21 protein-coding genes and 1 riboswitch are annotated in these 22513 nt (G+C 68.6%); of the genes, 2 read left to right on the top strand and 19 right to left on the bottom strand.

All coding sequences use genetic code 11. From position 1 onward, the window contains the following. Positions 1-5: 5 nt before the first annotated feature. A complete protein-coding gene (locus KY49_RS23340) occupies positions 6-359 on the bottom strand; it encodes a phage holin family protein (protein WP_010093000.1) in 354 nt (117 codons plus the stop codon). Between the two features lie 140 nt (positions 360-499). Beyond that, the gene (ahcY, locus tag KY49_RS23335; protein WP_042586793.1) at positions 500-1918 is read right to left on the bottom strand and encodes an adenosylhomocysteinase; all 1419 of its coding nucleotides are present in this window, start codon (positions 1916-1918) and stop codon (positions 500-502) included. A gap of 34 nt (positions 1919-1952) precedes the next feature. After that, a riboswitch (S-adenosyl-L-homocysteine riboswitch) is annotated at positions 1953-2071 on the bottom strand. A gap of 220 nt (positions 2072-2291) precedes the next feature. Here ahcY and KY49_RS23330 point away from each other — a divergent pair. Continuing rightward, positions 2292-3362, top strand: coding sequence for a DUF2515 family protein (locus KY49_RS23330; RefSeq protein WP_231636466.1), 1071 nt, complete (start codon positions 2292-2294; stop codon positions 3360-3362). After that, positions 3362-3988, top strand: a complete 627-nt coding sequence (locus KY49_RS23325; RefSeq protein WP_042586792.1) for a hypothetical protein — start codon at positions 3362-3364, stop codon at positions 3986-3988. Before KY49_RS23330 ends, KY49_RS23325 begins: the two co-directional genes overlap by 1 nt. Before the next feature lie 39 nt (positions 3989-4027). On the opposite strand, the gene KY49_RS23320 is transcribed toward KY49_RS23325, so the two are convergent. From KY49_RS23320 to KY49_RS23240, 17 genes are all read right to left on the bottom strand, one after another. After that, positions 4028-4762, bottom strand: coding sequence for an RNA polymerase sigma factor FliA (locus KY49_RS23320; RefSeq protein ID WP_010093004.1), 735 nt, complete (start codon positions 4760-4762; stop codon positions 4028-4030). A 22-nt stretch (positions 4763-4784) separates the two neighbouring features. After that, entirely contained in the window at positions 4785-5600 is an 816-nt protein-coding gene (locus KY49_RS23315) for a MinD/ParA family ATP-binding protein (protein WP_042586791.1), read from the bottom strand. Next, positions 5593-7356 carry a flagellar biosynthesis protein FlhF gene (gene flhF / locus KY49_RS23310; RefSeq protein WP_042586790.1) on the bottom strand — a complete coding sequence of 588 codons (1764 nt, stop codon included), beginning with the start codon at positions 7354-7356 and terminating at the stop codon, positions 5593-5595. Before flhF ends, KY49_RS23315 begins: the two co-directional genes overlap by 8 nt. Next, complete coding sequence (flhA, locus tag KY49_RS23305) at positions 7353-9455, bottom strand: flagellar biosynthesis protein FlhA (RefSeq protein WP_042586789.1); 2103 nt, start codon at positions 9453-9455, stop codon at positions 7353-7355. Before flhA ends, flhF begins: the two co-directional genes overlap by 4 nt. Continuing rightward, positions 9452-10651, bottom strand: coding sequence for a flagellar biosynthesis protein FlhB (flhB, locus tag KY49_RS23300; RefSeq protein WP_042586788.1), 1200 nt, complete (start codon positions 10649-10651; stop codon positions 9452-9454). The genes flhA and flhB overlap by 4 nt, the downstream gene beginning before the upstream one ends. A gap of 167 nt (positions 10652-10818) precedes the next feature. Next, entirely contained in the window at positions 10819-11019 is a 201-nt protein-coding gene (locus KY49_RS23295; protein WP_141712911.1) for a hypothetical protein, read from the bottom strand. Positions 11020-11275: 256 nt separating this feature from the next. Beyond that, positions 11276-12532 carry a DUF3443 domain-containing protein gene (locus KY49_RS23290; RefSeq protein WP_042586786.1) on the bottom strand — a complete coding sequence of 419 codons (1257 nt, stop codon included), beginning with the start codon at positions 12530-12532 and terminating at the stop codon, positions 11276-11278. Between the two features lie 14 nt (positions 12533-12546). Continuing rightward, entirely contained in the window at positions 12547-13050 is a 504-nt protein-coding gene (locus tag KY49_RS23285) for a DUF2844 domain-containing protein (RefSeq protein ID WP_042586785.1), read from the bottom strand. A 227-nt stretch (positions 13051-13277) separates the two neighbouring features. Further along, complete coding sequence (gene cheZ, locus KY49_RS23280) at positions 13278-14012, bottom strand: protein phosphatase CheZ (RefSeq protein WP_010093013.1); 735 nt, start codon at positions 14010-14012, stop codon at positions 13278-13280. A gap of 1 nt (position 14013) precedes the next feature. Next, positions 14014-14409 (bottom strand): chemotaxis response regulator CheY, encoded by a 396-nt coding sequence (gene cheY / locus KY49_RS23275; RefSeq protein ID WP_029226639.1) that lies wholly within the window; start codon positions 14407-14409, stop codon positions 14014-14016. Positions 14410-14475: 66 nt separating this feature from the next. Further along, positions 14476-15552: a protein-glutamate methylesterase/protein-glutamine glutaminase gene (locus tag KY49_RS23270; protein WP_042586784.1), complete on the bottom strand. Its 1077-nt coding sequence runs from the start codon at positions 15550-15552 to the stop codon at positions 14476-14478. 17 nt (positions 15553-15569) lie between these two features. Continuing rightward, complete coding sequence (gene cheD / locus KY49_RS23265) at positions 15570-16361, bottom strand: chemoreceptor glutamine deamidase CheD (protein WP_042586783.1); 792 nt, start codon at positions 16359-16361, stop codon at positions 15570-15572. Further along, positions 16358-17323 carry a CheR family methyltransferase gene (locus KY49_RS23260; RefSeq protein WP_042586782.1) on the bottom strand — a complete coding sequence of 322 codons (966 nt, stop codon included), beginning with the start codon at positions 17321-17323 and terminating at the stop codon, positions 16358-16360. The genes cheD and KY49_RS23260 overlap by 4 nt, the downstream gene beginning before the upstream one ends. 3 nt (positions 17324-17326) lie before the next feature. Beyond that, complete coding sequence (locus KY49_RS23255) at positions 17327-19231, bottom strand: methyl-accepting chemotaxis protein (protein WP_042586781.1); 1905 nt, start codon at positions 19229-19231, stop codon at positions 17327-17329. 36 nt (positions 19232-19267) lie between these two features. Further along, positions 19268-19783, bottom strand: coding sequence for a chemotaxis protein CheW (cheW, locus tag KY49_RS23250; RefSeq protein WP_010093021.1), 516 nt, complete (start codon positions 19781-19783; stop codon positions 19268-19270). Positions 19784-19830: 47 nt separating this feature from the next. After that, complete coding sequence (cheA, locus tag KY49_RS23245) at positions 19831-22092, bottom strand: chemotaxis protein CheA (protein ID WP_042586780.1); 2262 nt, start codon at positions 22090-22092, stop codon at positions 19831-19833. A gap of 33 nt (positions 22093-22125) precedes the next feature. Then, positions 22126-22503 (bottom strand): response regulator, encoded by a 378-nt coding sequence (locus KY49_RS23240; protein ID WP_010093024.1) that lies wholly within the window; start codon positions 22501-22503, stop codon positions 22126-22128. Positions 22504-22513: the final 10 nt, after the last annotated feature.

Here is a 22513-nt window from a genome sequence, read left to right as displayed (position 1 = left end):
CCTGCTCAGCCGATGTTGCGCTGGCCGAAGATCAGGGCGGACAGCAGCCAGGACACGATGCTGTACAGGATCGAACCGAAGAATGCGGACCAGAACCCGGATACCTCGAAGCCCTTGAGCAGCGACGACGCGAACCAGAAGCACAGCGCGTTGACGACGAGGATGAACAGCCCGAGCGTGACGACCGTGACGGGCAGCGTCAGCAGGATCAGCACCGGGCGGATCACCGTGTTGATCAGCCCCAGCACGACCGCGACGATCAGCGCGGTGCCGAAGCTCTTGATGTGGATCGACGGCACCAGGTAGGTGATGATCAGCAGCGCGAGGGCATTGATGATCCAGGACAGGATGACGCTCATGTAATGCTCCGGTTCGGTGGACGCTCAGGCGGCGCGGCGGTGCCGCCGCGCCGGTTGCGAGACGCGCGCGCGCGAAAACGAAAACGCTTCGAAAACGCTTCGCGGCGCGCCCCGCCGCCGGCGGGCGGCGGCTTGCCGCATCAGTAGCGGTAGTGGTTCGGCTTGAACGGGCCTTCCTTCGCCACGCCGATGTACGCCGCCTGCTCGTCCGACAGCACCGACAGGTTCGCGCCGATGCGCGCGAGGTGCAGGCGCGCGACCTTCTCGTCGAGGTGCTTCGGCAGCACGTACACCTTGTTCTCGTACTCGCCGCCGCGCGTGAACAGCTCGATCTGCGCGAGGGTCTGGTTCGCGAACGAGTTCGACATCACGAACGACGGGTGGCCGGTCGCGCAGCCGAGGTTCACGAGGCGGCCTTCCGCCAGCAGGATCACGCGCTTGCCGTCCGGGAAGATGATGTGGTCGACCTGCGGCTTGATGTTTTCCCACTGGTACTGGCGGGTCGACGCGACGTCGATTTCCGAGTCGAAGTGGCCGATGTTGCAGACGATCGCGTTGTGGCGCATCGCCTTCATGTGATCGTGGTTGATCACGTGGTAGTTGCCGGTCGCCGTCACGAAGATGTCGGCCTTGTCCGCCGCGTATTCCATCGTCACGACGCGGTAGCCTTCCATCGCCGCCTGCAGCGCGCAGATCGGATCGATTTCGGTGACCCACACGGTCGCGCCCAGGCCGCGCAGCGACTGCGCGCAGCCCTTGCCCACGTCGCCGTAGCCCGCGACGACCGCGACCTTGCCCGCGATCATCACGTCGGTCGCGCGCTTGATGCCGTCGACGAGCGACTCGCGGCAGCCGTACAGGTTGTCGAACTTCGACTTCGTGACCGAGTCGTTCACGTTGAACGCCGGGAACGGCAGGCGGCCGTCCTTTTCCATCTGGTACAGGCGGTGCACGCCGGTCGTCGTTTCCTCGGTGACGCCCTTGATGTGCGCGAGGCGCTTCGAGTACCAGTTCGCGTCGACGTCGAGGTGCTTCGCGATCGACTTGTACAGCGCGACTTCTTCCTCGTTGGTCGGCTTGGCGATCACCGAACGGTCCTTCTCGGCCTTCGAGCCGAGGATCAGCAGCAGCGTCGCGTCGCCGCCGTCGTCGAGGATCATGTTCGCGAACTCGCCGTTCGGCCATTCGAAGATGCGGTGCGAGAACTCCCAGTATTCGTCGAGCGACTCGCCCTTGAACGCGAACACCGGCGTGCCGGACTCGACGATCGCGGCGGCCGCGTGGTCCTGCGTCGAGAAGATGTTGCACGATGCCCAGCGGACTTCGGCGCCGAGCGCCTTCAGCGTCTCGATCAGCACGCCGGTCTGGATCGTCATGTGCAGCGAGCCGGCGATGCGCGCGCCCTTCAGCGGCTGCTGCGCCTTGTATTCGTCGCGGATCTGCACGAGGCCCGGCATTTCGGTCTCGGCGATGTTCAGTTCCTTGCGGCCCCAGCCGGCAAGCGCCATGTCGGCGACGACGTAATCGTTGGAAGCTATGGAATCGATGACGGCGTTCATCACGCCCTCCTTTCTAAAAAAGTTCTAGAAAATGGTGACGTGAGCGCCGTTCAGGAAGCGGGAGCCGGCGCATTGCGCCGCGGCCCTGCCGCTTGGTGAAGCTTTCCGAGCCTGGCGGACGCTGGATGGTCCGTCGCAACGCTCCTCGGAAAACGGGTGGGATTGTAGCAAATCGGCGGGAATATTGTGCGGCCGGCGAGACGCGCTCGTTGCGAGTCAGTTGCTGCGCCAGCGCCCGGAAATCCGGAACCAAGCTACATTGGCCGTTCGCCGTCACGAGTCCGGGTGCGTGATCGAAGCGTGCTTTATGAGATGCGAGGTGCGCGGGATGGGCTAAATTCGCCCGGCGGCGATCGATTGCTTCCGCGCAAGCATGCCTGCCGAGATGGCCGTCAAGGCGGCGCAATGGAGACAACAAGAACGAGAGAATGTCATGCAGAAGTGTGATAACCGACGTTGCCCTATTTGCTACCCGAATTGGCGGGAGGAAGAGGCTGCCGCAAGGAAGCGCGCGGCGGACGACCGGCAGGATTGCGTGAACATCTGGCGCCACTATCAGAGACAGGCCGAAGCCATTGTCTCGGGCAGCGATCCCATTTCGATCAACCGGCGAATCAACGCGGCGTATGCGCAGCTCTGGCTCGACGATCGTCGGTTCCAGTGGGCAGGACTCGCGGCATTCGCGTCAAAGCAGGTCGGGTGCGGTCTGATGAATGCGGCCGAGATGATCGGGAAATCGAATCGACAGCGCGACGCCTATCAGCGGTGGAGACACGCCAGTTCCCCTCTTGATCGACTGTCACCGTACGGGTCGCCTCGAATGCCCGTTCACGATCAAGCTTCCGGGGAAGGTGCGCGCAAGGCTTACGAGATGCTCGCCAGGGGCAACATGTCGCTGTTTCTGGACATCTGGCCGCTGCACATGTTCTACAAGGCATTCGGTTTGCAGCGATTCGAGCGTTGTCTGAGCGTGCGTGCGCAACTCAGGGGAACGGTTCGGTGGCCCATCGGCGACAGCATCCAGTTTGCCGCCGAGAGAGCGGAGGTTCGTGCTGGATTCCGCGCGATCGACGCCGGGAATGTCGCTCGCAGCGTCGAAGCCCTCGCGCAACATGAACAGGTCAACGTGCTGCAACCCGCCATGTACAACGATTCCTATTTCGCAATATTGATGCGAGCCAATCAGTTCGCATGGGCGCTGAACATTCCCACGGCATCGTCGCAAGAAATCCAGTTGACGCTTGCCAATCAATGCACGGTCAACGGTGGGAATGCGCAACGAGAGGTATTCAGCAAGCAACCGCTTGCGAATCTCGGCAATGCTGGCGAGCGCATGGCATTCGTGCTGCGTGCAGCCCGCCGTTTCGACGAATTGCTCCGCGATCCGATTCAGCGTGTGCTGGTCGAGAACTCCCTGTTCGTCATTGCGCGAGGAGGCCGTTGATGGCGATCCGAAAAATTGGATGGCGCTGGCGGATCGTTGGCGCCGTGCTCGCGCTCTTGGTCATGTGGGAACTCTACGTCGCGATCCGGCCGGCCGACGAGGTCGTACTGGCCATTGGCGAATCCTATGAGCAGGTGCGCCAACGATCCCGCTCAACGTTACCCGCCGCCACCCCGGAGGCGTTCTGGGCCGCTTATGTCAGTCGCCCGGCTAGACTGCGCTTCATCGACCCTCAATATGGCTTTGTGACACCTGCCGCGAAGTTCCTGACGGTCGGATACGACGAGCATGGAGTAGTCTGGGGCGTCACGTTGTCACCGCAGACAGAAACACTGCCGCTCGACGAAACGATGGCGATCCTTCTCGATTTGCAGGATCAGTTGTCGCGCGGAGACTGGCAGCCGATTCGAGTTGCGCAGCATCCGCCGATGACGGATACGCCCGAGACAAGGGCTCTCATGCGCGCCAATCTCGTCCCCCAGACATTCTGGTTGGCAGGTGACAAATATCAGGTGTCGATCGAGGTTCGCCGTTTCATTCACGAAAGCCGGCCGGACGATGAGCGCTATCTGATTACGGTGCAATTGAGCGGGCCGCCGCTGATGGAGGACCGGCTGGGCGAGTGAGGCCCAGTATGACGGAAGATGCCGCACCGGCCCGCCCGTTCAATTCTCCGCGCCGACCCACGCCTGCTCGCGCAGCCGCGCGCGCAGGCGCGCGACCGCCTGGCTGTGCAGCTGGCACACGCGCGATTCGCTCACTTCGAGCACCGCGCCGATCTCGCGCAGGTTCAGCCCGCGTTCGTAGTACAGCGACATCAGCAGCTTCTCGCGCTCCGGCAGCCGCTCGATCGCCTCGATCAGCGCCTCGCGCAGGTGCTCGTCGAGCAGCGACGACAGCGGATCGGCGTGATCGACGCGATAGCGGTCGAGGAACGGCTCGTCGTCGGCCGCGCGGTCGAAATCCTCGTAGTAGATGAGCTGGCTGCCGTGCAGGTCCTGCAGCATCCCCTGGTATTCGTCGAGCGGCATGTTCAGGTGCTGCGCGATCTCGGCCTCGCTCGCCGCGCGGCCGAGGTGCTGCTCGACCTGGTGCACCGCATGCTCGACCTCGCGCGACGTCTTGCGCAGGCTGCGCGGCAGCCAGTCGTTGCTGCGCAGCTCGTCGAGCATCGCGCCGCGGATCCGCTGCGTCGCGTAGGTCTCGAACTGCGCGCCCTGGTCTTCCTTGTAGCGCCCGGCCGCGTCCATCAGGCCGATCATCCCGGCCTGGATCAGGTCGTCGAGATCGACGCTCGCCGGCATCTTCGCGACGAGCTGCAGGCCCAGGCGGCGCACGAGCGGCGCGTATTGCGCGAGCACGTCGGCCTGCGAAATCTTTCCTTGAGCGTTGTACATCATGGCTCTCTCCTTCCGGTGGCCCTCACGCGGCGTGCGCCGCGCCCGCCTCGAACGACGTGCTGCCGCCCGCCCGCGCCGCGCCGGCGCCCGGCCGCGGACGCAGCGGCCAGTACAGCAGGTCGGCGGCAATCTGCCGGTAATCGCGCGCGGCCGGCGACGACGGAAACGCGTCGACCGCCGTGCGCACGAGCTCGCGCGCATGCTCGACGAGCGGATCGGCGCTCACGCAGCCCGCGTCGGCGATCGACACGGTCAGGTAGCGGCTCGCGACGCCCGCGAGGTTGTCGAACGCGGTCTTCGCGTCGGCGTGGCTGCCGACGTGGTTGGTCAGCACGCGGAACTGCGCGATCGCATGCGCGAAATGCAGCCGCTTCATGCACGCGTACGCCTCGGTGATCGCCTGCGCGGCGACGCGCGTGACGATCAGCACGTCGTGCGCTTCGCGCGCGAGCGCCGAGAACCCGCCGTCGGCGTCGAGCTGCGCGTCGACGAGCACGATGTCGGCCGGGCCGTCGATGAAATCGCTGAGCTGCGCGTCGCTGTAGCCCGCGCGCGCGAGCCGCGACGCGGCGCACACGCCGAACCCGGCGGACACGCGCGTGCGCTCGCCGTCCCGCAGCCAGGAGCCGGCGAGCGTGGCGGCGGCCGAATGCACGTCCGCGCGCTCGTCGACGACGAGCACGTCCTTGCCCAGCGCGGCCAGCGCCGCGGCCAGGTTCACGACGCTCGACGTGCAGCCGACGCCCGCCGGCCCGCCCGCCACCGCGACGATCCTCGAAGCGCGCCCGGCCAGCAGGCGCCGCAATCCTTCGGCCTGGTCGATCATCCTTTTATCCAAAACGCACCTCGTGCAGCTCGGCGGTCGAACGTGCGGTCAACGCGGAAAGCAGCGTCGGCATGTCCTCGTCCTGCGGCACGAAGGGCGAGCCGTCGCGCGGCACACAGAACGCACTCTTCATCAGGAATTTCTTCGTCGCGACGTACAGGTTCTCCGGCACCTTCTGGCCGGTCGACACGTAGTGGACGGGCAGCTTGTAGCGGATCACCGCGTCGAGCACGCCGCCGAGGTGGGTCGCCTCGTCGAGCTTCGTGAGGATGCAGCCGGCGAGCTCCGGGGATGCGGCGTCCGGATGGCCGGACGCGCTGCGGTACGCCTGCACGACCTCGTTGAGCGTGTCGCCGTGGCTCGTCGCGTTGAGCAGCAGGAGGCGCTGCACCGGCGTGTTCGCGCCGTGCAGCATCGCGATCTGGTCGGACACCGCGCGGTCGCGCTGGCTCATGCCGATCGTGTCGATCAGCACGATGTGCTTGTTGCGCAGCTCGGACAGCGCGAGCTGCAGGTCGCCGGCGTCCTTCACCGCGTGCACGGGCACGCCGAGGATCTTGCCGAAGATCCGCAGCTGCTCGTGGCCGCCGATCCGGTAGCTGTCGGTCGTGAGCAGCGCGACCTTGCTCGCGCCGAAGCGCATCACGCAGCGCGCGGCGAGCTTCGCAGTGGTGGTCGTCTTGCCGACGCCCGTCGGCCCCATCAGCGCGAACACGCCGCCGCGCTCCATCAGCGCTTCCTCGCTGTCGAGCACCGGCAGGTTCGATTCGAGCACCGACTGCGCCCATTCCGCCGCCTGCTCGAACGTCTGCTCGCCTTCGCCCTGCGGCAGGTTGTCGACCACCATCCGCACGAGCTGCGCGGAGAAGCCGGCCGCGAACAGATGCTTCGTCAGCGCGCCGTGCACCGGGCTGCGGCGCTGGCGCTCGTGCCACATCAGGCTGTCGAACTGCTCCTCCATCATCCCGCGCAGCGAGCCGAGCTCGTTCATCACCGTGTCGTTGACGATCCGCTCGATGCGCGCCTTCACCGCGTCGGCCACCGCGGCGGCCGTGTCTTCAGGCATGCGCGCGCGGTCCGCCGCCTTCGGGGCGGGCGCGTCGGCGCCGCGGCGCGGCGCGGCGTCGTCCGCCGGCACGCGGCGCGCGACGTTGCGCACGATGTCGCGCGCCCACTCGGGCGGCGTCGCTTCGTGCACGGCGCGCGGCGCAACTTCCTGCGCCGGCGTCGCCTGCGCGCGCGCGATCAGCGCTTCGCGCTGCTGCGTCAGGCGCTTCGCGTGCTCGACGAGCCACGGCGCGGGTTGGGAAGGGGGGGCAGGCGATCCTGGGGCAGGCGATTCCGCTGCGGGCGACCCCGCGGCGGGCACTCGTGCGGCGAACGATCCCGCGGCGGGCGCAGCGGCGGCGGCAGAGCCCGCCACCGGCGCCGCCGGCGCGTCGGTCGTCTCGGCGCTCGCGCCGAACACCGACGAGAACACGTCCGGCAAGCCGCCGTCGCTCATCGCATACGGATTGACGGCCGCCCGTGGCGCCGTGCCCGCGGGCGCCGGCGCGCCGGCCCGGAACGCCGCGCCGGGCAGCGCGGCTGCGTCGGCCGCGCCCGGCGGCGCGATCGCCGACAGTTCCGCGTCGGCGAGCGCGACGATTTCGACACTGCCGTCATCGAGCGTGCGGTTCGACAGCACGACGGCGTCGGCGCCGAGCGCCTCGCGCACGAGCCGCAGCGCGTCGCGGCTCGTCGGCCCGGTGAATTTGCGAATGTTCAAGCGGAACCCCCGATGACGTTAACGACCTTGATCGTGCGTGTATCCGGCACTTCGGCATACGACAGCACTTTCAATTGCGGCAGGCTGCGGCGCAGGAAGCGCGCGAGCATCGCGCGCAGCGCGTGCTGCACGAGCAGCACGGGCGGCAGCCCGAGATTCTGTTGACGCAGCATCGCTTGCTGCGTGCCGGTCAGGAGCGAATGCGCGAGGCCGGGCTCGAGACCCGGGTTCGCGCCCGTGGCGAGCGCCTGCGACAGCACGCGCTCGAGATTCGCGTCGAGGCCCATCACCTGCATCTCGCCCGAGCCCGGGTACCACTGCTGCGTGATCGCGCGGCCGAGCGCGAGCCGCACCGCGGCCGTGATGTCGTACGCGTCGGTGATGCGGCCCGCATGCTCGGACACGGCTTCGAGGATCGTGCGCATGTCGCGGATCGGCACGCCTTCCTCGAGCAGGTTCTGCAGCACCTTCTGCAGCGTCGTCAGCGAGATCGTCTTCGGCACGAGGTCCTCGACGAGCGACGGCGCGTCCTTGCCGGTGCGCTCGATCAGCGCCTGCACTTCCTGGCGGCCGAGCAGCTCGGCCGCGTGCTGGACGACCAGATGGTTCAGGTGGGTCGCGACGACCGTGCTCGCGTCGACCACCGTGTAGCCGTACACCTGCGCCTGCTCGCGCATCGCGACGTCGACCCACACGGCCGGCAGCCCGAACGCCGGGTCGGTGGTCGGCACGCCGGGCAGCGCGGCCGTCACCTGGCCCGGGTTGATCGCGAGCCACTGGCCCGGAAACACGTCGCCGATGCCGATCTCGACGCCCTTCAGCGCGATCCGGTAGCCGTTCGGCCGCAGCTCGAGGTTGTCGCGGATGTGGATCACGGGCGGCAGGAAGCCGATTTCCTGCGCGAATTTCTTGCGGATGCTCTTGATCCGCTTGAGCAGCTCGCCGTCGCTGTTCTTGTCGACGAGCGGGATCAGCCGGTAGCCGACTTCGAGGCCGAGCGGGTCGATCAGCTGCACGTCGTCCCAGGTCGCCTCGTGGCTGTCGGCGGGCAGCGCGGCGGGCGGCGCGATCTCGGTGACGTCGCCGGCCGCCTTGCGGGCCGCCGCGCGCTTCGTCTGCGCGCGGGCGAACCAGATCGCGCCGCCGCCGAGCAGCAGGAACGCGAAGTGCGGCATGCCGGGGATCAGCCCCATGATCAGGATGATCGCGCCGGTGATCGTCAGCACGCGCGGGTTCGCGAACAGCTGGCCGGTGATCTGCGTGCCGATGTCCTCGTCGGTCGCGACGCGCGACACGATCACGCCGGCCGCGGTCGAGATCACGAGCGACGGGATCTGCGCGACGAGGCCGTCGCCGATCGTCAGCAGCGTGTAGTTCGTGCCGGCCGCCGCGAACGTCATGTCGTGCTGGATCATCCCGACGATCAGCCCGCCGATCACGTTGATCGCCATGATGATCAGGCCGGCGATCGCATCGCCGCGCACGAACTTCGACGCGCCGTCCATCGAGCCGTAGAACTCGGCTTCCTGCGCGACCGCGGTGCGGCGCTTTCTCGCCTGCTCCTCGTTGATGAGGCCCGCGTTCAGGTCGGCGTCGATCGCCATCTGCTTGCCGGGCATCGCGTCGAGCGTGAAGCGCGCGGACACTTCGGCGATCCGCCCCGCGCCCTTCGTGATCACCATGAAGTTGATGATCATCAGGATCACGAACACGACGATGCCGACCGCGAAGTTGCCGCCGACGAGGAAGTGGCCGAACGCCTCGATCACCTGGCCGGCCGCGTCGGGGCCGGTGTGGCCCTCGAGCAGCACGACGCGGGTCGACGCGACGTTCAGCGACAGGCGCAGCAGCGTCGAGAACAGCAGCACGCTCGGGAACGCCGCGAAGTCGAGCGGCTTCATCGTGTACATGCTGACGAGCAGCACCATCACGGACAGCGCGATGTTGAACGTGAACAGCAGATCCAGCAGCAGCGGCGGCAGCGGCAGGATCATCATCCCCAGGATCATGCAGATGAGGATCGGGCCCGCGAGCGCGCGCAGGTTGGTGCCCGCGAGCAGGTTCGCTCGCTTCGCGAACAGGCCGGCCGGCGTGCTCATGCGTTACCCCCTTGCGCGCCGAGCACGTCTTCGGCTTCCTCGCGCTCGTCGTCGGCGGACACCGACGCGCCCTTGTCGAGTTCGGCCGGCACGTCGAGATCGACCGGCGCCGCCGGGAACGCGCCGCCTTCCGAACGGAAGCGCTTGAGCTGGTACACCCACGCGAGCACCTCGGCGACGGCCGAGTACAGCGAGCCGGGAATCTCGCGTTCGAGTTCGACGTTGTGATACAGCGCCCGCGCGAGCGGCGGCGCTTCGAGCAGCGGCACGTTGTGCTCGGCCGCGAGCTCGCGGATGCGCGCGGCGACGAGGTTCACGCCCTTCGCGACGACCTTCGGCGCGCGCATCGCGCCGTCCGTGTATTGCAGCGCGACGGCGAAGTGCGTCGGGTTCGTGACGACGACGTCCGCCTTCGGCACGGCCGCCATCATCCGGCGCCGCGCGATCGCACGCTGCTGCTGGCGGATCCGGCCCTTCACGTGCGGATCGCCTTCGTTCTCGCGATGCTCGCGCTTCACTTCTTCCTTCGTCATGCGCAACTTCTTGTTGTACTGCCAGAGTTGATACGGCACGTCGAGCGCGGCGACGACCAGCATCCCGGCGACCGTGGTGCCGCAGCACACGGCGACGAGGTGCAGCGCGTCGGCGAGCGCCGCGTGCAGCGGCTGCATCGCGAGGCCGAGCAGTTCGTCCTTGCTGCGCCAGATCGCGATGCCGCCGATCCCGCCGACGACCAGCGTCTTCGCGAGCGACATGCCGAGCTGGATCGGCCCCTGGACCGAGAAGATCCGGCCGAGGCCCGTGATCGGGTTCAGGCGGTCGAGCTTCAGCTCGAACGTCTTCGACGAGATCAGCCAGCCGCCGAGCGCCATCGGCGCGAGCAGCGCGGCAACGCCCATCATCGCGAGCAGCGGCGCGAGCGCGGCGAGCCCTTCGAGGCTCACGCTGCCCGCCGAAGTCAGCATCCGGTTCGTATCGAACGCGATCCCGCGGTCGAACGTGAAGGCGCCGCGCAGCATCGTCTGCAGGTGCTGGCCGATCGGTCCCGCGAGCAGCCATGTGCCGTAGAAGCCCGACGCGAGCAGCGCGAACGAAGCCAGCTCGCGCGAGCGCGCGACCTGCCCCTCCTCGCGCGCCTTCTCGCGGCGCCTGGGAGTGGCGGCTTCGGTTTTGTCGAGATCGCTCTCGTCTGCCACGGGGCCTCCAGACGGGTACGGCGGGATGCCGCTTTCCAGTGACACCGATTATTCATGGACGCGTCAAACGCCGATCGGTCGAGCAAAGCCTGGAAAGGGGGGTATTTCGGGGAATCGGGCGGACGACGGCGCGGGGACGGCCGGCGGCGCGCGCACGGGCGCGCCGGTCAGCCCGCGACGAGCGGATCGGGGCCGAAGCGGCCGGGATGGTCGGCGCGGTGCGCGCGCCGCTGCGTGAGCGGCGCCGTCGGGCCGACGTGCGTGATGAAGGCGGTCAGCGGGCTGTACGCATGGCAGGCACGGCGCGCACGGCCCTCGAATCCTGGATATTGATCAACCGCTGAACGAATGGCATCCGTGAAGTTCATTTCGTTCACCCCCTGTTGTTATCAACACCTCCGGAGTCACGCGAAGAGTATAGGTAGGATTTTTCGCATTATTCCGATTTTTCCGGGGACGGCGGACAGCCGCCGGGCGCCGGCACTTTCGCACGGGCGTTATTTTTAAATAATCACACCCAGATAAAACCCGGCTGCATCCGATAATCGAAAAAATCGAAAGCCGGATCAATGAAAAAGGGGGCGATCGCTCGCCCCCTTTGTCATGCGGTTCGCCCGCCGCCGCTCAGAATGCGACGTAGGGCGCCGCGCCGCCGTTGCCGCGCAGGTCCATCCCGAAGTAGATCGTCTTGCCGTAGAAATGCGGCAGGCCGATATCGAGCCAAGGCGCCGGGTTCGAGACCGGCGTTCGACTGAAAGGCCCGCCGATATCGTTGAACGCGTACGTCGACGGGTTCGCGAACAGCGTATCCGCATTCGCGACCGGCATGGTCACCGTCGCCTGCGCACCGTTCTGGCCGGTGAGCGTCGCCGAATAGTTCACGGTCCCCGACGGACAGTAAAACGATGAATTGCGCGTGCAAATCGTCTGCGAGTCGTCGAAGAAATAGGCGTTCGAGCCCGTATCGAAGAACGCGCCGCCACCGGCCGCCGGCGACAACGTGCGGCCGAGGAACGACGCGGTGACGTCGCCCGTCGTCGTGGACGGCAGCACGTTCGACGCGCCCAGGGCATTGTTGGCCTGCGTGCCGATGCCGAACGTCAGCAGCCCCGTCGCGCTCGCCTGGCCGTTGGCCGAGATGCCCGGCATCTGCACGATCACGCCATTGTTGTCGCTCGCGAAACGCTGCACCGGATTGGCCACCTGCTGCGCGAGCGGCACGAGCGTCACGTTGCAGCTCGCATTGCCGTTCGGGCACGCGTAGTAGTTGTTGCTGAGCGACGACGTCGACGTCGTGCAGGTCGCGCCGCAGTCGAGCGGCGCCGGCCCGATGCCGAGGATGCCGTTCGCGCCGAGCGCGCTCGCCGAGTTGGCGGCCGTGCCGTTGTTGGTGCACGAGGTCGGGACGTTGGTGGCGCCGAGGTCGCCGAGAATCTGCACCGGCAGCGCGCTGGCCGTTTCGCCGCCGATCTTCAGGTCGGCGGTGCGCACCGAGCCCCACGTGTAGGTCGACACGAACTTGCCGCACTCGGCGAGCGGCGCGCCGTTCACGGTGGTCACGGGCAGGCCGCCCAGCACGCCCGTCACCGCGTCGCTGACGAGCCGCAGCCCGTACGACGCGGTATCGACCAGCACGTTGTCGACGACCTGGCAGTTCGACGTGCCCGGCGCGCACACCGTCACGCTGACGGTCGGGATGTTGATGACGTTCGCGACGCCCCGGCCGACGGTGATGACCGCGGTGTTCGACGCGGTGGGCGCGGGCGGCGTCGGAGAACCGCCGCCGCCGTCACCGCCGCCGCATGCGGCGACGAGCACGGCCGTGCCGGCCGCGAGGCTCAGTGCGCCGAGCCAGCGAATGAAGGTACGAGAAATTCGCAAGATCGCTCTCCCGGTCACTGGATGTCGTTGCCGGTCACGCCGGCAGGCAGCGCCTGCGGCAGCCAGGCTTGCCCCGAGAACGAGCCCATGTGGCCGCCCGTCCGGATCACGATGGCGCTCGAGTCGACCGACACGGGCGCGCGCCAGCCGCGCGCCGCGTGTGCCGCCTCGACGCCGGCCTTGTACTGCGGAAGATAGCTGCCGAACACCTGCCCGAGATCGGGCATCGACGGGCCGCGCCACGCGACGCCGAACACGGTGCCGGCGGCGGACGTGTATTCATGGATCACGGTGCCGGACGCCAGCGAAAGCTCGCGCACCGTATAGGCGGGCGCGCCCGCCGACGAGCCGTCGGCCGCGCGCATCGCGCGCTGCAGCGCGCGCACGGTGGCGGTATGGTCGTCCGCCGGCGGCGACATCGGCGCGCCGCCCAGTTCCGCGTGCGCGTGGATGCTCCACAGCACGCCCATCGAGGCCGTCGCGCACGCAACGGCACAGCCCAAACGTTTCAGTTTCACGTTCCCCCCCAGGGAATTGCCTCGTTGTCGACGGCGAGCGCGGTGCGAACCGCGACGCCGTCGCGTCATGTCAGACGAACCGACGAACGGTGATTCTGATACAGCTTGAAGCGTAGTATGCCTGCGGAGTGTAACGAAGTGTCAATGACGCATATGAGGATTCGCCCGGGGCCGGGCGGGCACGCAGGCGCGGCGTCGCCGGACGGCGCGCCGCGCCCGCGGGATCGTCAGAAGCCGAGGCTGGCGAGCAGGTCGTCGACCTGCGCCTGGTCCTGGACGACGTCGGTCTTGCCTTCCGGATTGATCTGCGGGCCGTTCAGCAGCGACGCGGGGCTGCCGGTGCTGCTCATCGGCTGCTCGGCCGCGAGCGCGGCCGCGGTCGCCGCGAACTGCTCGCGCCGCTCCGGCGCGATGTTCTCGACCAGCACGGTCAGCAGCTGCTGCTCGATCAGGTAGACCATGTCCATGATCTTCTTGATGACCTGCCCGGTCAGGTCCTGGAAGTCCTGCGCGAGCATGATCTCGAGCAGCTGCGCGCTGGTCGCCGACGTGGACTCCGGCAGCGCGCGCAGGAACGCGCGCGTGTCGTCCATCAGCTCGCGGACCTCCGCGCGCTCGATCGGCGCCGCATACCACTGCGCCCAGCGTGCGTCGAGCGCCTCGGCCTCGTTCTGCATGCGCTCCTGCATCGGCTTCGCGACCTCGATCGCGGTCAGCACGCGCTCGGCCGCCTGCTCGGTCATCGTCGCGACGTAGCGCAGCCGGTCGCGCGCGTCCGGCACGGCTTCCGCCGCGCGCTCGACGTGCTTGTCGAGCCCGAGCTCGCGCATCGAGTCGCGCAGCGCTCGCGTGACGGAGCCGATGCGCGCGAGGATGCGGTCGGCCGCCAGATCGGCGCCTTCGGGGTGGCTGTCGGCGGCAAAGCCCGCGCCCGCCATCGCCGCGTGGATCGGCTCGTTCACGTCAGCTCCCGGTCTTGGCCATCTTCTCGATGATCTTGCTCAGCTTCTCGTCGAGCACCGCCGCCGTGAACGGCTTCACGACATAGCCGCTCGCGCCGGCCTGCGCCGCCGCGATGATGTTCTCCTTCTTCGACTCGGCCGTGACCATCAGCACCGGCAGGTGCGTGAGCGTCGCGTCCGCGCGGATTTCCTTCAGCATCGCGAGGCCGTCGAGGTTCGGCATGTTCCAGTCGGAGATCACGAAGTCGAAGCCGCCGCCGCGCAGCCGCGCGAGGCCGGCCGCGCCGTCCTCGGCCTCGTCGACGTTCGTGTAGCCCAGTTCCTTGAGCAGGTTGCGGACGATCCGGCGCATCGTCGGGAAATCGTCCACCACCAGGATTTTCATGCTCTTGTCCATCATTGTTCCTTTCCAGATTCGTTTCGTCGGGACGCGTGCATGATAGCGCGCGTCCGTCACAATTCCTTATACGCGCTGCACGCGATCCGCGAGACGCGACATCACGCGGCGGCTCATGTCGGCGAGCGGCACGACCTCTTCCGCGCCGCCCAGCGCGATCGCCTCGCGCGGCATCCCGAACACGATGCAGCTCGCCTCGTCCTGCGCGAACGTGTAAGCGCCCGCGCGCTTCATCTCCAAGAGGCCCGCCGCGCCGTCGCGGCCCATCCCGGTCAGGATCACGCCGATCGCGTTCTTGCCGGCGTGCGTCGCCGCCGAGCGGAACAGCACGTCGACCGACGGCCGGTGCCGGTTGACCGGCGGCTCGTCGGACAGCTGCGCGATGTAGTTCGCGCCGCTGCGGGCCAGCAGCAGGTGCGCGTGGCCCGGCGCGATGTAGGCGTGGCCGGGCAGCACCCGCTCGCCGTGCTCGGCTTCCTTCACCGCGATCCGGCACAGGCCGTTCAGGCGCTGCGCGAACGACTTCGTGAAGCCGGGCGGCATGTGCTGCGCGATCAGCACCGCCGGCGCATCCGGCGGCAGCGGCGTCAGCACTTCGCGGATCGCCTCGGTGCCGCCCGTCGACGCGCCGACGATGATCAGCTTTTCGGTACTGACGAGCGGATTGTTCAGCATCGGCGCAGCGGGATGGCCGCTTGCCGCGCGCGCGGCCGCGGCCTGCGGCTGCGGCGCCTGCCGCACGCGGGCGCGCGACGCCGCGCGAATCTTGTCGGCAAGCTTCTCCGCGTAGTCGAGCATCCCGTCGCGGATGCCGACACGCGGCTTCGTGACGAAGTCGACCGCGCCCAGCTCGAGCGCGCGCAGCGTGATTTCCGAGCCGCGCTCGGTCAGCGACGACACCATCACGACCGGCATCGGCCGCAGGCGCATCAGCTTCTCGAGGAAGTCGAGCCCGTCCATGCGCGGCATTTCGACGTCGAGCGTCAGGACGTCCGGGTTGTGCTGCTTGATGAGATCGCGCGCGACGAGCGGGTCCGGCGCGGTCGCGCACACTTCCATGTCGGGCTGGCCATTGATGATCTCGGTCATCAGGCTGCGAATCAGCGCCGAATCGTCGACGCACAATACCTTGATCTTTTGCACTGCGTTCTTGCCTCCTGCTATTTCGATATCGTCTGGGCGTAGCGGCCGCCGGCGTACGGGCTTCCGGCGGTCGAGCCGCCCGCCCCCGCACCGCCGCGCGCGCCGAACAGCTCGATGCGCGCACGCGCCGGCTGGGCCGCGCCCGGCTGCTTCGCGAGCGGGTTCGCGCCGGGCTGGCCCGGCGCGGGACGCGTCGCCGGCGTGCCGAACAGCTCGACGTGCGGGCGCGGCCGCGCGGCGCGGTCGGCTTCGGCCGCGCGCGCGAGCGCGGCTTCGCGCTCGGTGACGCCATGCACCTGCAAACGCAGCTTCTTCACTGCCGCGCGCCCCGAATGCGGCATGAATGCGACCTTGCGAGGATGCACGCCCTGCAGGTCCTCCGCCGTGATCCGGATGCGCTCGAGCGCGAGATAGCGGCGCACGAAGTCCGAATTGCGGTCGCCGATGTTGATCGTCGTCATGCCGGCCAGCACGGCCGCGCCGCCGAACACCTTCGCCTCGAAGCGCTCGCGGCGGCCGCCCGCCTTGATCATCTCGTTGATCAGCACTTCCATCGCGTACGCGCCGTAGCGCATCGACTCGGACGCGGCCGCGCATGCGTCCGCGCCGTCGTCGGGCAGCATGAAGTGGTTCATTCCGCCGATGCCCGCGTACGGATCGTGCAGGCACGCGGCGACGCACGAGCCGAGCACGGTCATCAGCACCATGTCGTCGCCGGTCGTGTAGAACTCGTTCGGCAGCAGCTTCACGCCCGGCAGGCCGAAGTGGCTGTCGAAGTAGCGGTTGGTCGCGATCGGCAGCGCGCTCATCGGCGTTCCCCGGCGGCCGGCGTCGCGGCCCCGCCCATGCGCGCGCGCGGCGCGCCGCCGCCGGACGCGGCCGGGCGCGACGCGTCGCGCGTCAGTTCATAGACCGTCTGGCCGCGCAGCCGGAACGCCTGCGTGACGTACGTGAAGTTCTCCGAGTGGCCGGCGAACAGCAGGCCGCCCGGCTTCACGAGCGGCTCGAAGCGGGACAGCACCTGCCCCTGCGTCGGCTTGTCGAAGTAGATCATCACGTTGCGGCAGAAGATCGCGTCGAACGGCTTGCCGATCCCGTAGTCGGCATCGGTCAGGTTGAGCTGCTCGAAGCGGATCATCGCGCGCAGCTCCGGGCGCACCTTCACGCGGCCGGCCTGCGCGCCCGTGCCTTTCAGGAAGAAGCGCTTCAGGCGCTCCGGCGACAGGTGCTTGACCTGGTCGTACGTGTAGATGCCGGCCTCGGCCTTCGCGAGCACCTGCGTGTCGAGGTCGGTCGCGAGGATCGACGCGCTGCGCGCAGCCGAGTCGCCGAGCGCCTCGATCAGCGTGATCGCGATCGAATACGGCTCCTCGCCGGTCGACGCGGCCGAGCACCACACCGACACCGGCGCGTCGCGGCCCTTCACGAAATCGGCGAGGATCGGAAAGTGATGCGCCTCGCGAAAGAATGCGGTGAGGTTCGTCGTCAGCGCGTTGGTGAAGGCCTCCCATTCGACGGGATCGTCCTCCCGCTCGAGCAGGTCGAGATAGTCGCGGAACGTGTCGAGACCGCGTGCACGCAGCCGGCGCGCGAGCCGGCTGTACGCCATGTCGCGCTTGTGCTCGGACAGCGAAATTCCCGCACGCTGGTGGATCAGCGTGCGGATGCGCGCGAAGTCGGCGGCCGTGAACGCGAAGTCGCGCCCGGCCTCACCGGCCCGGGTCGAAGCGTCCTGAGATTCGGCACGAAGCGGAGCGCGCGCAGTCAGCATGGCTTAGAAGGTCTCCCAGTCGTCGTTGGACGTGCCGGCCGCGACAGGCGCCGGCTTCTCGCCGGACAGCGCGGGCCGCACGAGCGCGGGCTTCGCCGCCGGCGCGGCGGGCTTGGCGGCGGCCGGCTTCGCGACGCGCGGCGCATAGCCGCCCGCGGCCGGCGCGCTGCCCGACGGCGCCTTCGGTTCGGCCGCGAGCGCGGCGCGCTTCACGGGCTGCGGTTCATGCGTGTGGGCGTGGGCCGAGTGTGCTGCATGCGGCAGCGCCGGCACGGCGGCCGGCTGCGGCGCCGGGCGCGCGGCGGGCAGCGCCGGCGGCGCGGAGCGCACGGGCGCGGCCGCATGCGCGATGCCGCCGAGGACGCGCCAGCCGGACACGATCGCCTTCATCTGGCGCGTCTGCTCCTCGAGCGACGCGGCCGCGGCCGCGGCCTGCTCGACGAGCGCCGCGTTCTGCTGCGTGACGGCGTCCATCTGGCCGACCGCGCGGTTCACCTGCTCGATGCCGGTCGACTGCTCTTCGGACGCGGCGCTGATCTCGCCCATGATGTCGGTCACGCGGCGCACGGCCTGCACGATCTCGTCCATCGTCGAGCCGGCGCGCGCGACCAGCTCGGAGCCGCTTTGCACCTTGTCGGCTGAATCGCCGATCAGCTGCTTGATTTCCTTCGCGGCGGTCGCGCTGCGCTGCGCGAGCGAGCGCACCTCGCCGGCGACGACCGCGAAGCCGCGGCCCTGCTCGCCGGCGCGCGCCGCTTCCACCGCCGCGTTCAGCGCGAGGATGTTGGTCTGGAACGCGATGCCTTCGATCGTGCCGATGATGTCGACGACCTTGCCCGAGCTCGTCGCGATGTCCTGCATCGTCTCGACCACCTGGCCGACCACCTCGCCGCCCTGTGTCGCGATGTCCGACGCGTTGACCGCGAGCTGGCTCGCCTGGCGCGCGTTCTCGGCGTTCTGCCGCACGGTGCCGGTCAGCTGCTCCATGCTCGACGCGGTTTCCTGCAGCGACGCGGCCTGCTCTTCCGTGCGCTGCGACAGGTCGGTGTTGCCGGTGGCGATCTCGCGCGCGCCGACGTCGATCGACTCCGCGCCGCGATGCACGGACTGCACCATCGCAGTGACCGCGTCCTGCATCCGGCGGATGCCGCCGAACAGGCGCCCGATCTCGTTCGTGCTCTGGACCTGCACCGGCTCGGTGAGGTCGCCCGCGGCGATGCGCTCGAAGTGCGCGACCGCCTGCTCGAGCGGCTGGATGATCAGCCCGCGCAGCGCGAAGCGGATCGCGACCACCATCACGAGCGACAGCGCGATGCCGGCCGTGATCAGCGCGATCATCAGCGAGATCCGCGTTTGCGTCGCATCCTGGCGTGCTTCCGCGCGCGCCTGCAGCGCGCCGATCACGGCCGCCGCCGCCTGGTCGTAGGCGACGAACATCGGGCTGATCTTCGTGTCGGCGATCGCGCGGTACGCGGCCATGTCGCCGGCGCGCGCGGCCGCGAACTCCGGCTCGACGCCTTCCTTGATGATCGTCGCGTAGCGCGCGGCCAGGTCGTCGACGAGCGCCTGGTCGACGCCTTCCTTCGGCGTCGCCAGGAATGCCTGCCAGTTCTGGCCCGACTTCGCGAACAGCTCCTGCGCGCGCGCCAGCACCTTGCCGGCCTCTTCGGCGTTGCCGCCTTCGGTCAGCGAGCGGAAGCGGTCGAGCGACACGCGCGAGCGCAGCAGGAACGACGACGTATCGTCGAGCGCATGGATCGCCGGCAAGTCGCCGTGCGCGACACCGTCGAGCGAGCGGCTCGCGTGATGGAGCGCATAGAGGCCGAGCCCGCCGACCGCCGCGGCGAGGCACGCGAGGATGAGTCCGACCGCCGTGAGCGTCGTGCGGATCGACCAGTTTTGCAACATTGCAGATTCTCCCGAAATTCCTTGCGCCCGGCGCGCTTACACGCCGAGCGTCTCGATCAGCGCCATCTCGCGGCTCGACATCAGCTTCTCGATGTCCATCAGGATCAGCATCCGGCCGTCGACCGTGCCGAGGCCCGTCAGGTACTCGGTCGTCAGCGTCGCGCCGAACTCCGGCGCCGGCATGATCGCGTCGGTCTGCAGCGTCAGCACGTCGGACACGCCGTCGACCACCATCCCGACCACGCGATTCGACACGTTCAGGATGATCACGACGGTCTGGTGGTCGTACTCGACGCGGCCCAGATGGAACTTGATCCGCATGTCGACGATCGGCACGATGATCCCGCGCAGGTTGATCACGCCCTTGATGAAGTCGGGCGCGTTCGCGATGCGCGTGACGCTGTCGTAGCCGCGAATCTCCTGCACCTTCAGGATGTCGATCCCGTACTCTTCGTCGCCGAGCGTGAAGACGAGGAATTCCTGACCCGTCGCATCGCCATGCTCCGCGTCGCGGCGGCTCGTGGCCGCGTTCGCCGCGGCCGGATTGATCATTTGGACTTCAGCAGACACGTTTGCCCCCAATCGGTTGATGGCGAGAGTCAGAACGCGAGCGCGGCGGCCGGATTGGCGCCGTGCGTCGCACGGGTTTCGCGGTTCAGCGCCGCGACGTCGACGATCAGCGCGACGCTGCCGTCGCCGAGGATCGTTGCTGCCGAGATGCCGTGCACCTTGCGGTAATTGGTTTCGAGGTTCTTCACGACCACCTGCTGCTGGCCGACCAGCTCGTCGATCAGCATCGCGAAGCGGCGCCCCTCGGTTTCCATGATCGTGACGATCCCCTGGGTCGGGTCGGTGCGCGCCTCGTCCACCGAGAACACTTCATGCAGCGCGACGAGCGGCAGGTATTCGCCGCGCACGCGCACCACGCGCTCGCCGTTGCCGACCGTGTAGATGTCGTCCGCGGACGGCTGCAGCGACTCCATCACGAAATTGAGCGGCAGGATGAAGATCTCGCCGCCGACCTTCACCGACATCCCGTCGAGGATCGCGAGCGTGAGCGGCAGCACGATGCGCGTGGTCGTGCCGCGGCCGGCGTGCGACGAGATTTCGACGTGGCCGCCCATCGACTGGATGTTGCGCTTCACGACGTCCATGCCGACGCCGCGGCCCGACACGTCGGTCACCGTTTCGGCGGTCGAGAAGCCCGGCGCGAAGATCAGCTGCCAGACCTCGTCGTCGCTGATGTTGTCGGGAATCTGCATGCCCTGCTTCGCGGCCTTCGCGAGAATGCGCTCGCGGTTCAGGCCGCCGCCGTCGTCGCTGACCTCGATCACGATGTTGCCGCCGTGATGCGCGGCCGACAGCACGAGCTGGCCGACCGCGTCCTTGCCGGCCGCGCGCCGCTTGTCGACGGTCTCGATCCCGTGGTCGAGGCTGTTGCGCACGAGGTGGGTGAGCGGATCGATGATCCGCTCGATCAGGCTCTTGTCGAGCTCGGTCGCCTGGCCGAACGTGACGAGCTCGACCTGCTTGCCGAGCTTGCCGGCGAGATCGCGCACGAGCCGCGGGAAGCGGCTGAACACGTAGTCCATCGGCATCATCCGGATCGACATCACCGCTTCCTGCAGGTCGCGCGCATTGCGCTCGAGCTGCGCCATCCCGTTGAAGAGACGGTCGTGCAGCGCGGGGTCGAACGCGCTCGCCGTTTCCGCGAGCATCGCCTGCGTGATCACGAGCTCGCCGACCAGGTTGATCAGCTGGTCGACCTTCTCGACGCCGACGCGGATCGAGCTGCCCTCGCCGCCCGATGCGGCCGCGGCGGCCGGACGCGCGCGCTTGTCCTCGTGGTGCGGGTGCGCCTGCGCAGCGGGCGCCGGCTGCGCGGCGGCCTGCGCAGCGGCCGGCTCGGCGGCCTGCGCAGCGGCCGGCTCGGCGGCAGCCTGCGGCGCAGGCGCGGCGGGCTGCGCGGCCGGCGCCGGCGCGGCGGCGGCCGCCGGTGCGGCTGCTGCTGCGGCCGGTGCAGCCGGTGCAGCCGGGGCTGCGGCGGGCTGCGCGGCGGCGGCCGGTGCGTCCGCGGACGCGGCCGGCGCGGTGCCGCGGCCGATCTTGATCTGGCTGTCGTCGATCACGAAGCAGCAGACCGCGACGATGTCGTCGGTCGACACGTCCGACTCCAGCCACAGCGTCAGGTCGCCGCCCGCCTCCTCGCGGCCGACGATGCGGCCGAGATTGCCGAGTTCCTCGGCGAGCAGCTCGCGGTCCTTCGCGTCGACGCCGGTCAGCGTGATCTTCAGGTGCGGGCCGCCCGCGTCCGCAGCCGCGGCGGGCTCGCCCGCGCCGGCTGCCGGATGCGCGGCCTCGAATGCCTGCTCGACGACGTGATCGGGCGCGCCGGCCTGCGCCGATGCCGCCGGCGCGGCCGCCACGGCTGGAGCTGCCGGCGCAGCGGCTGCCGCCGGCTCGCCCGCGCCGCTGCCGGCCTTCAGCCGTTCGAGCTTCGCGCAGATCGCCGCGGCGGCTGCCGCGTCGGGCTCCGCGCTCGCGCGATAGTCGGCGAGCTGGTCGGACAGCACGTCCTTCGCCTCGAGGAAGACGTCGACCATCTCCTTCGTCAGCTTCAGCTCGTGGTTGCGCACGCGGTCAAGCAGCGATTCGAGGATGTGCGTCGTCTCGGTGAGCGCGGTGAAGCCGAAGGTCGCCGCGCCGCCCTTGATCGAATGCGCGGCGCGGAAGATCGCCGCGCCGTCCTCGGGATCGAGCGCGTCGACGTCCAGGTTCAGCAGCAGCTGCTCCATCTGCGCGAGCAGCTCGTCCGCCTCGTCGAAGAATGTCTGGTAGAACTGAGTGATGTCGAGAGTCATGCCGGGTCACCGGATAAGGTCGTCGCGGTCAAATCAGGAATCGGCCGGCGCGGACAGCGTCGCGACCAGGTCAATCAGCACGGCCGGGTCGATCGGCTTCTCGATCCAGCCGGTTGCGCCCGCATCGCGCGCCGCGGCCTTGAACGCATCGCTGCCCTCGGTCGTCAGCACGAGGATCGGCGTGTCCGCGTAGGCGGTCAGCTTGCGCAGCGCCGCGATCACTTCGAGGCCGCTCTTGCGCGGCATGTTCTGATCGGTCAGCACCAGGTCGTACGCGACGGTGGCCGCCATGTCGAAGCCGGCTTCGCCGTCCGGCGCAACCGTCACGTCGTAGCCGGCCTGCGCGAGCGTCCCCTGCAGGAGCGCACGCATGGTCGCGGAGTCGTCGATGGCAAGAATGGTTCGGATCATGTCTGTCTCG

Origin of the sequence: Burkholderia sp. MSHR3999, from assembly GCF_000833595.1 — a bacterium.
In the GTDB taxonomy this organism is placed as follows: domain Bacteria; phylum Pseudomonadota; class Gammaproteobacteria; order Burkholderiales; family Burkholderiaceae; genus Burkholderia; species Burkholderia ubonensis.
This window is presented reverse-complemented; position numbering and strand designations above follow the sequence as displayed.

Excerpts from the sequence above, each read along its gene's own strand:
- KY49_RS23320 (WP_010093004.1), bottom strand. The coding sequence starts at position 4,762 with ATGATGTACAACGCTCAAGGAAAGATTTCGCAGGCCGACGTGCTCGCG.
- KY49_RS23255 (WP_042586781.1), bottom strand. The coding sequence starts at position 19,231 with ATGTTGCAAAACTGGTCGATCCGCACGACGCTCACGGCGGTCGGACTC.
- KY49_RS23325 (WP_042586792.1), top strand. The coding sequence starts at position 3,362 with ATGGCGATCCGAAAAATTGGATGGCGCTGGCGGATCGTTGGCGCCGTG.
- KY49_RS23295 (WP_141712911.1), bottom strand. The coding sequence starts at position 11,019 with ATGAACTTCACGGATGCCATTCGTTCAGCGGTTGATCAATATCCAGGA.
- flhA (WP_042586789.1), bottom strand. The coding sequence starts at position 9,455 with ATGAGCACGCCGGCCGGCCTGTTCGCGAAGCGAGCGAACCTGCTCGCG.
- cheY (WP_029226639.1), bottom strand. The coding sequence starts at position 14,409 with ATGGACAAGAGCATGAAAATCCTGGTGGTGGACGATTTCCCGACGATG.
- KY49_RS23240 (WP_010093024.1), bottom strand. The coding sequence starts at position 22,503 with ATGATCCGAACCATTCTTGCCATCGACGACTCCGCGACCATGCGTGCG.
- cheA (WP_042586780.1), bottom strand. The coding sequence starts at position 22,092 with ATGACTCTCGACATCACTCAGTTCTACCAGACATTCTTCGACGAGGCG.
- KY49_RS23260 (WP_042586782.1), bottom strand. The coding sequence starts at position 17,323 with ATGCTGACTGCGCGCGCTCCGCTTCGTGCCGAATCTCAGGACGCTTCG.
- cheW (WP_010093021.1), bottom strand. The coding sequence starts at position 19,783 with ATGATCAATCCGGCCGCGGCGAACGCGGCCACGAGCCGCCGCGACGCG.
- KY49_RS23330 (WP_231636466.1), top strand. The coding sequence starts at position 2,292 with ATGCCTGCCGAGATGGCCGTCAAGGCGGCGCAATGGAGACAACAAGAA.
- KY49_RS23340 (WP_010093000.1), bottom strand. The coding sequence starts at position 359 with ATGAGCGTCATCCTGTCCTGGATCATCAATGCCCTCGCGCTGCTGATC.
- ahcY (WP_042586793.1), bottom strand. The coding sequence starts at position 1,918 with ATGAACGCCGTCATCGATTCCATAGCTTCCAACGATTACGTCGTCGCC.
- cheD (WP_042586783.1), bottom strand. The coding sequence starts at position 16,361 with ATGAGCGCGCTGCCGATCGCGACCAACCGCTACTTCGACAGCCACTTC.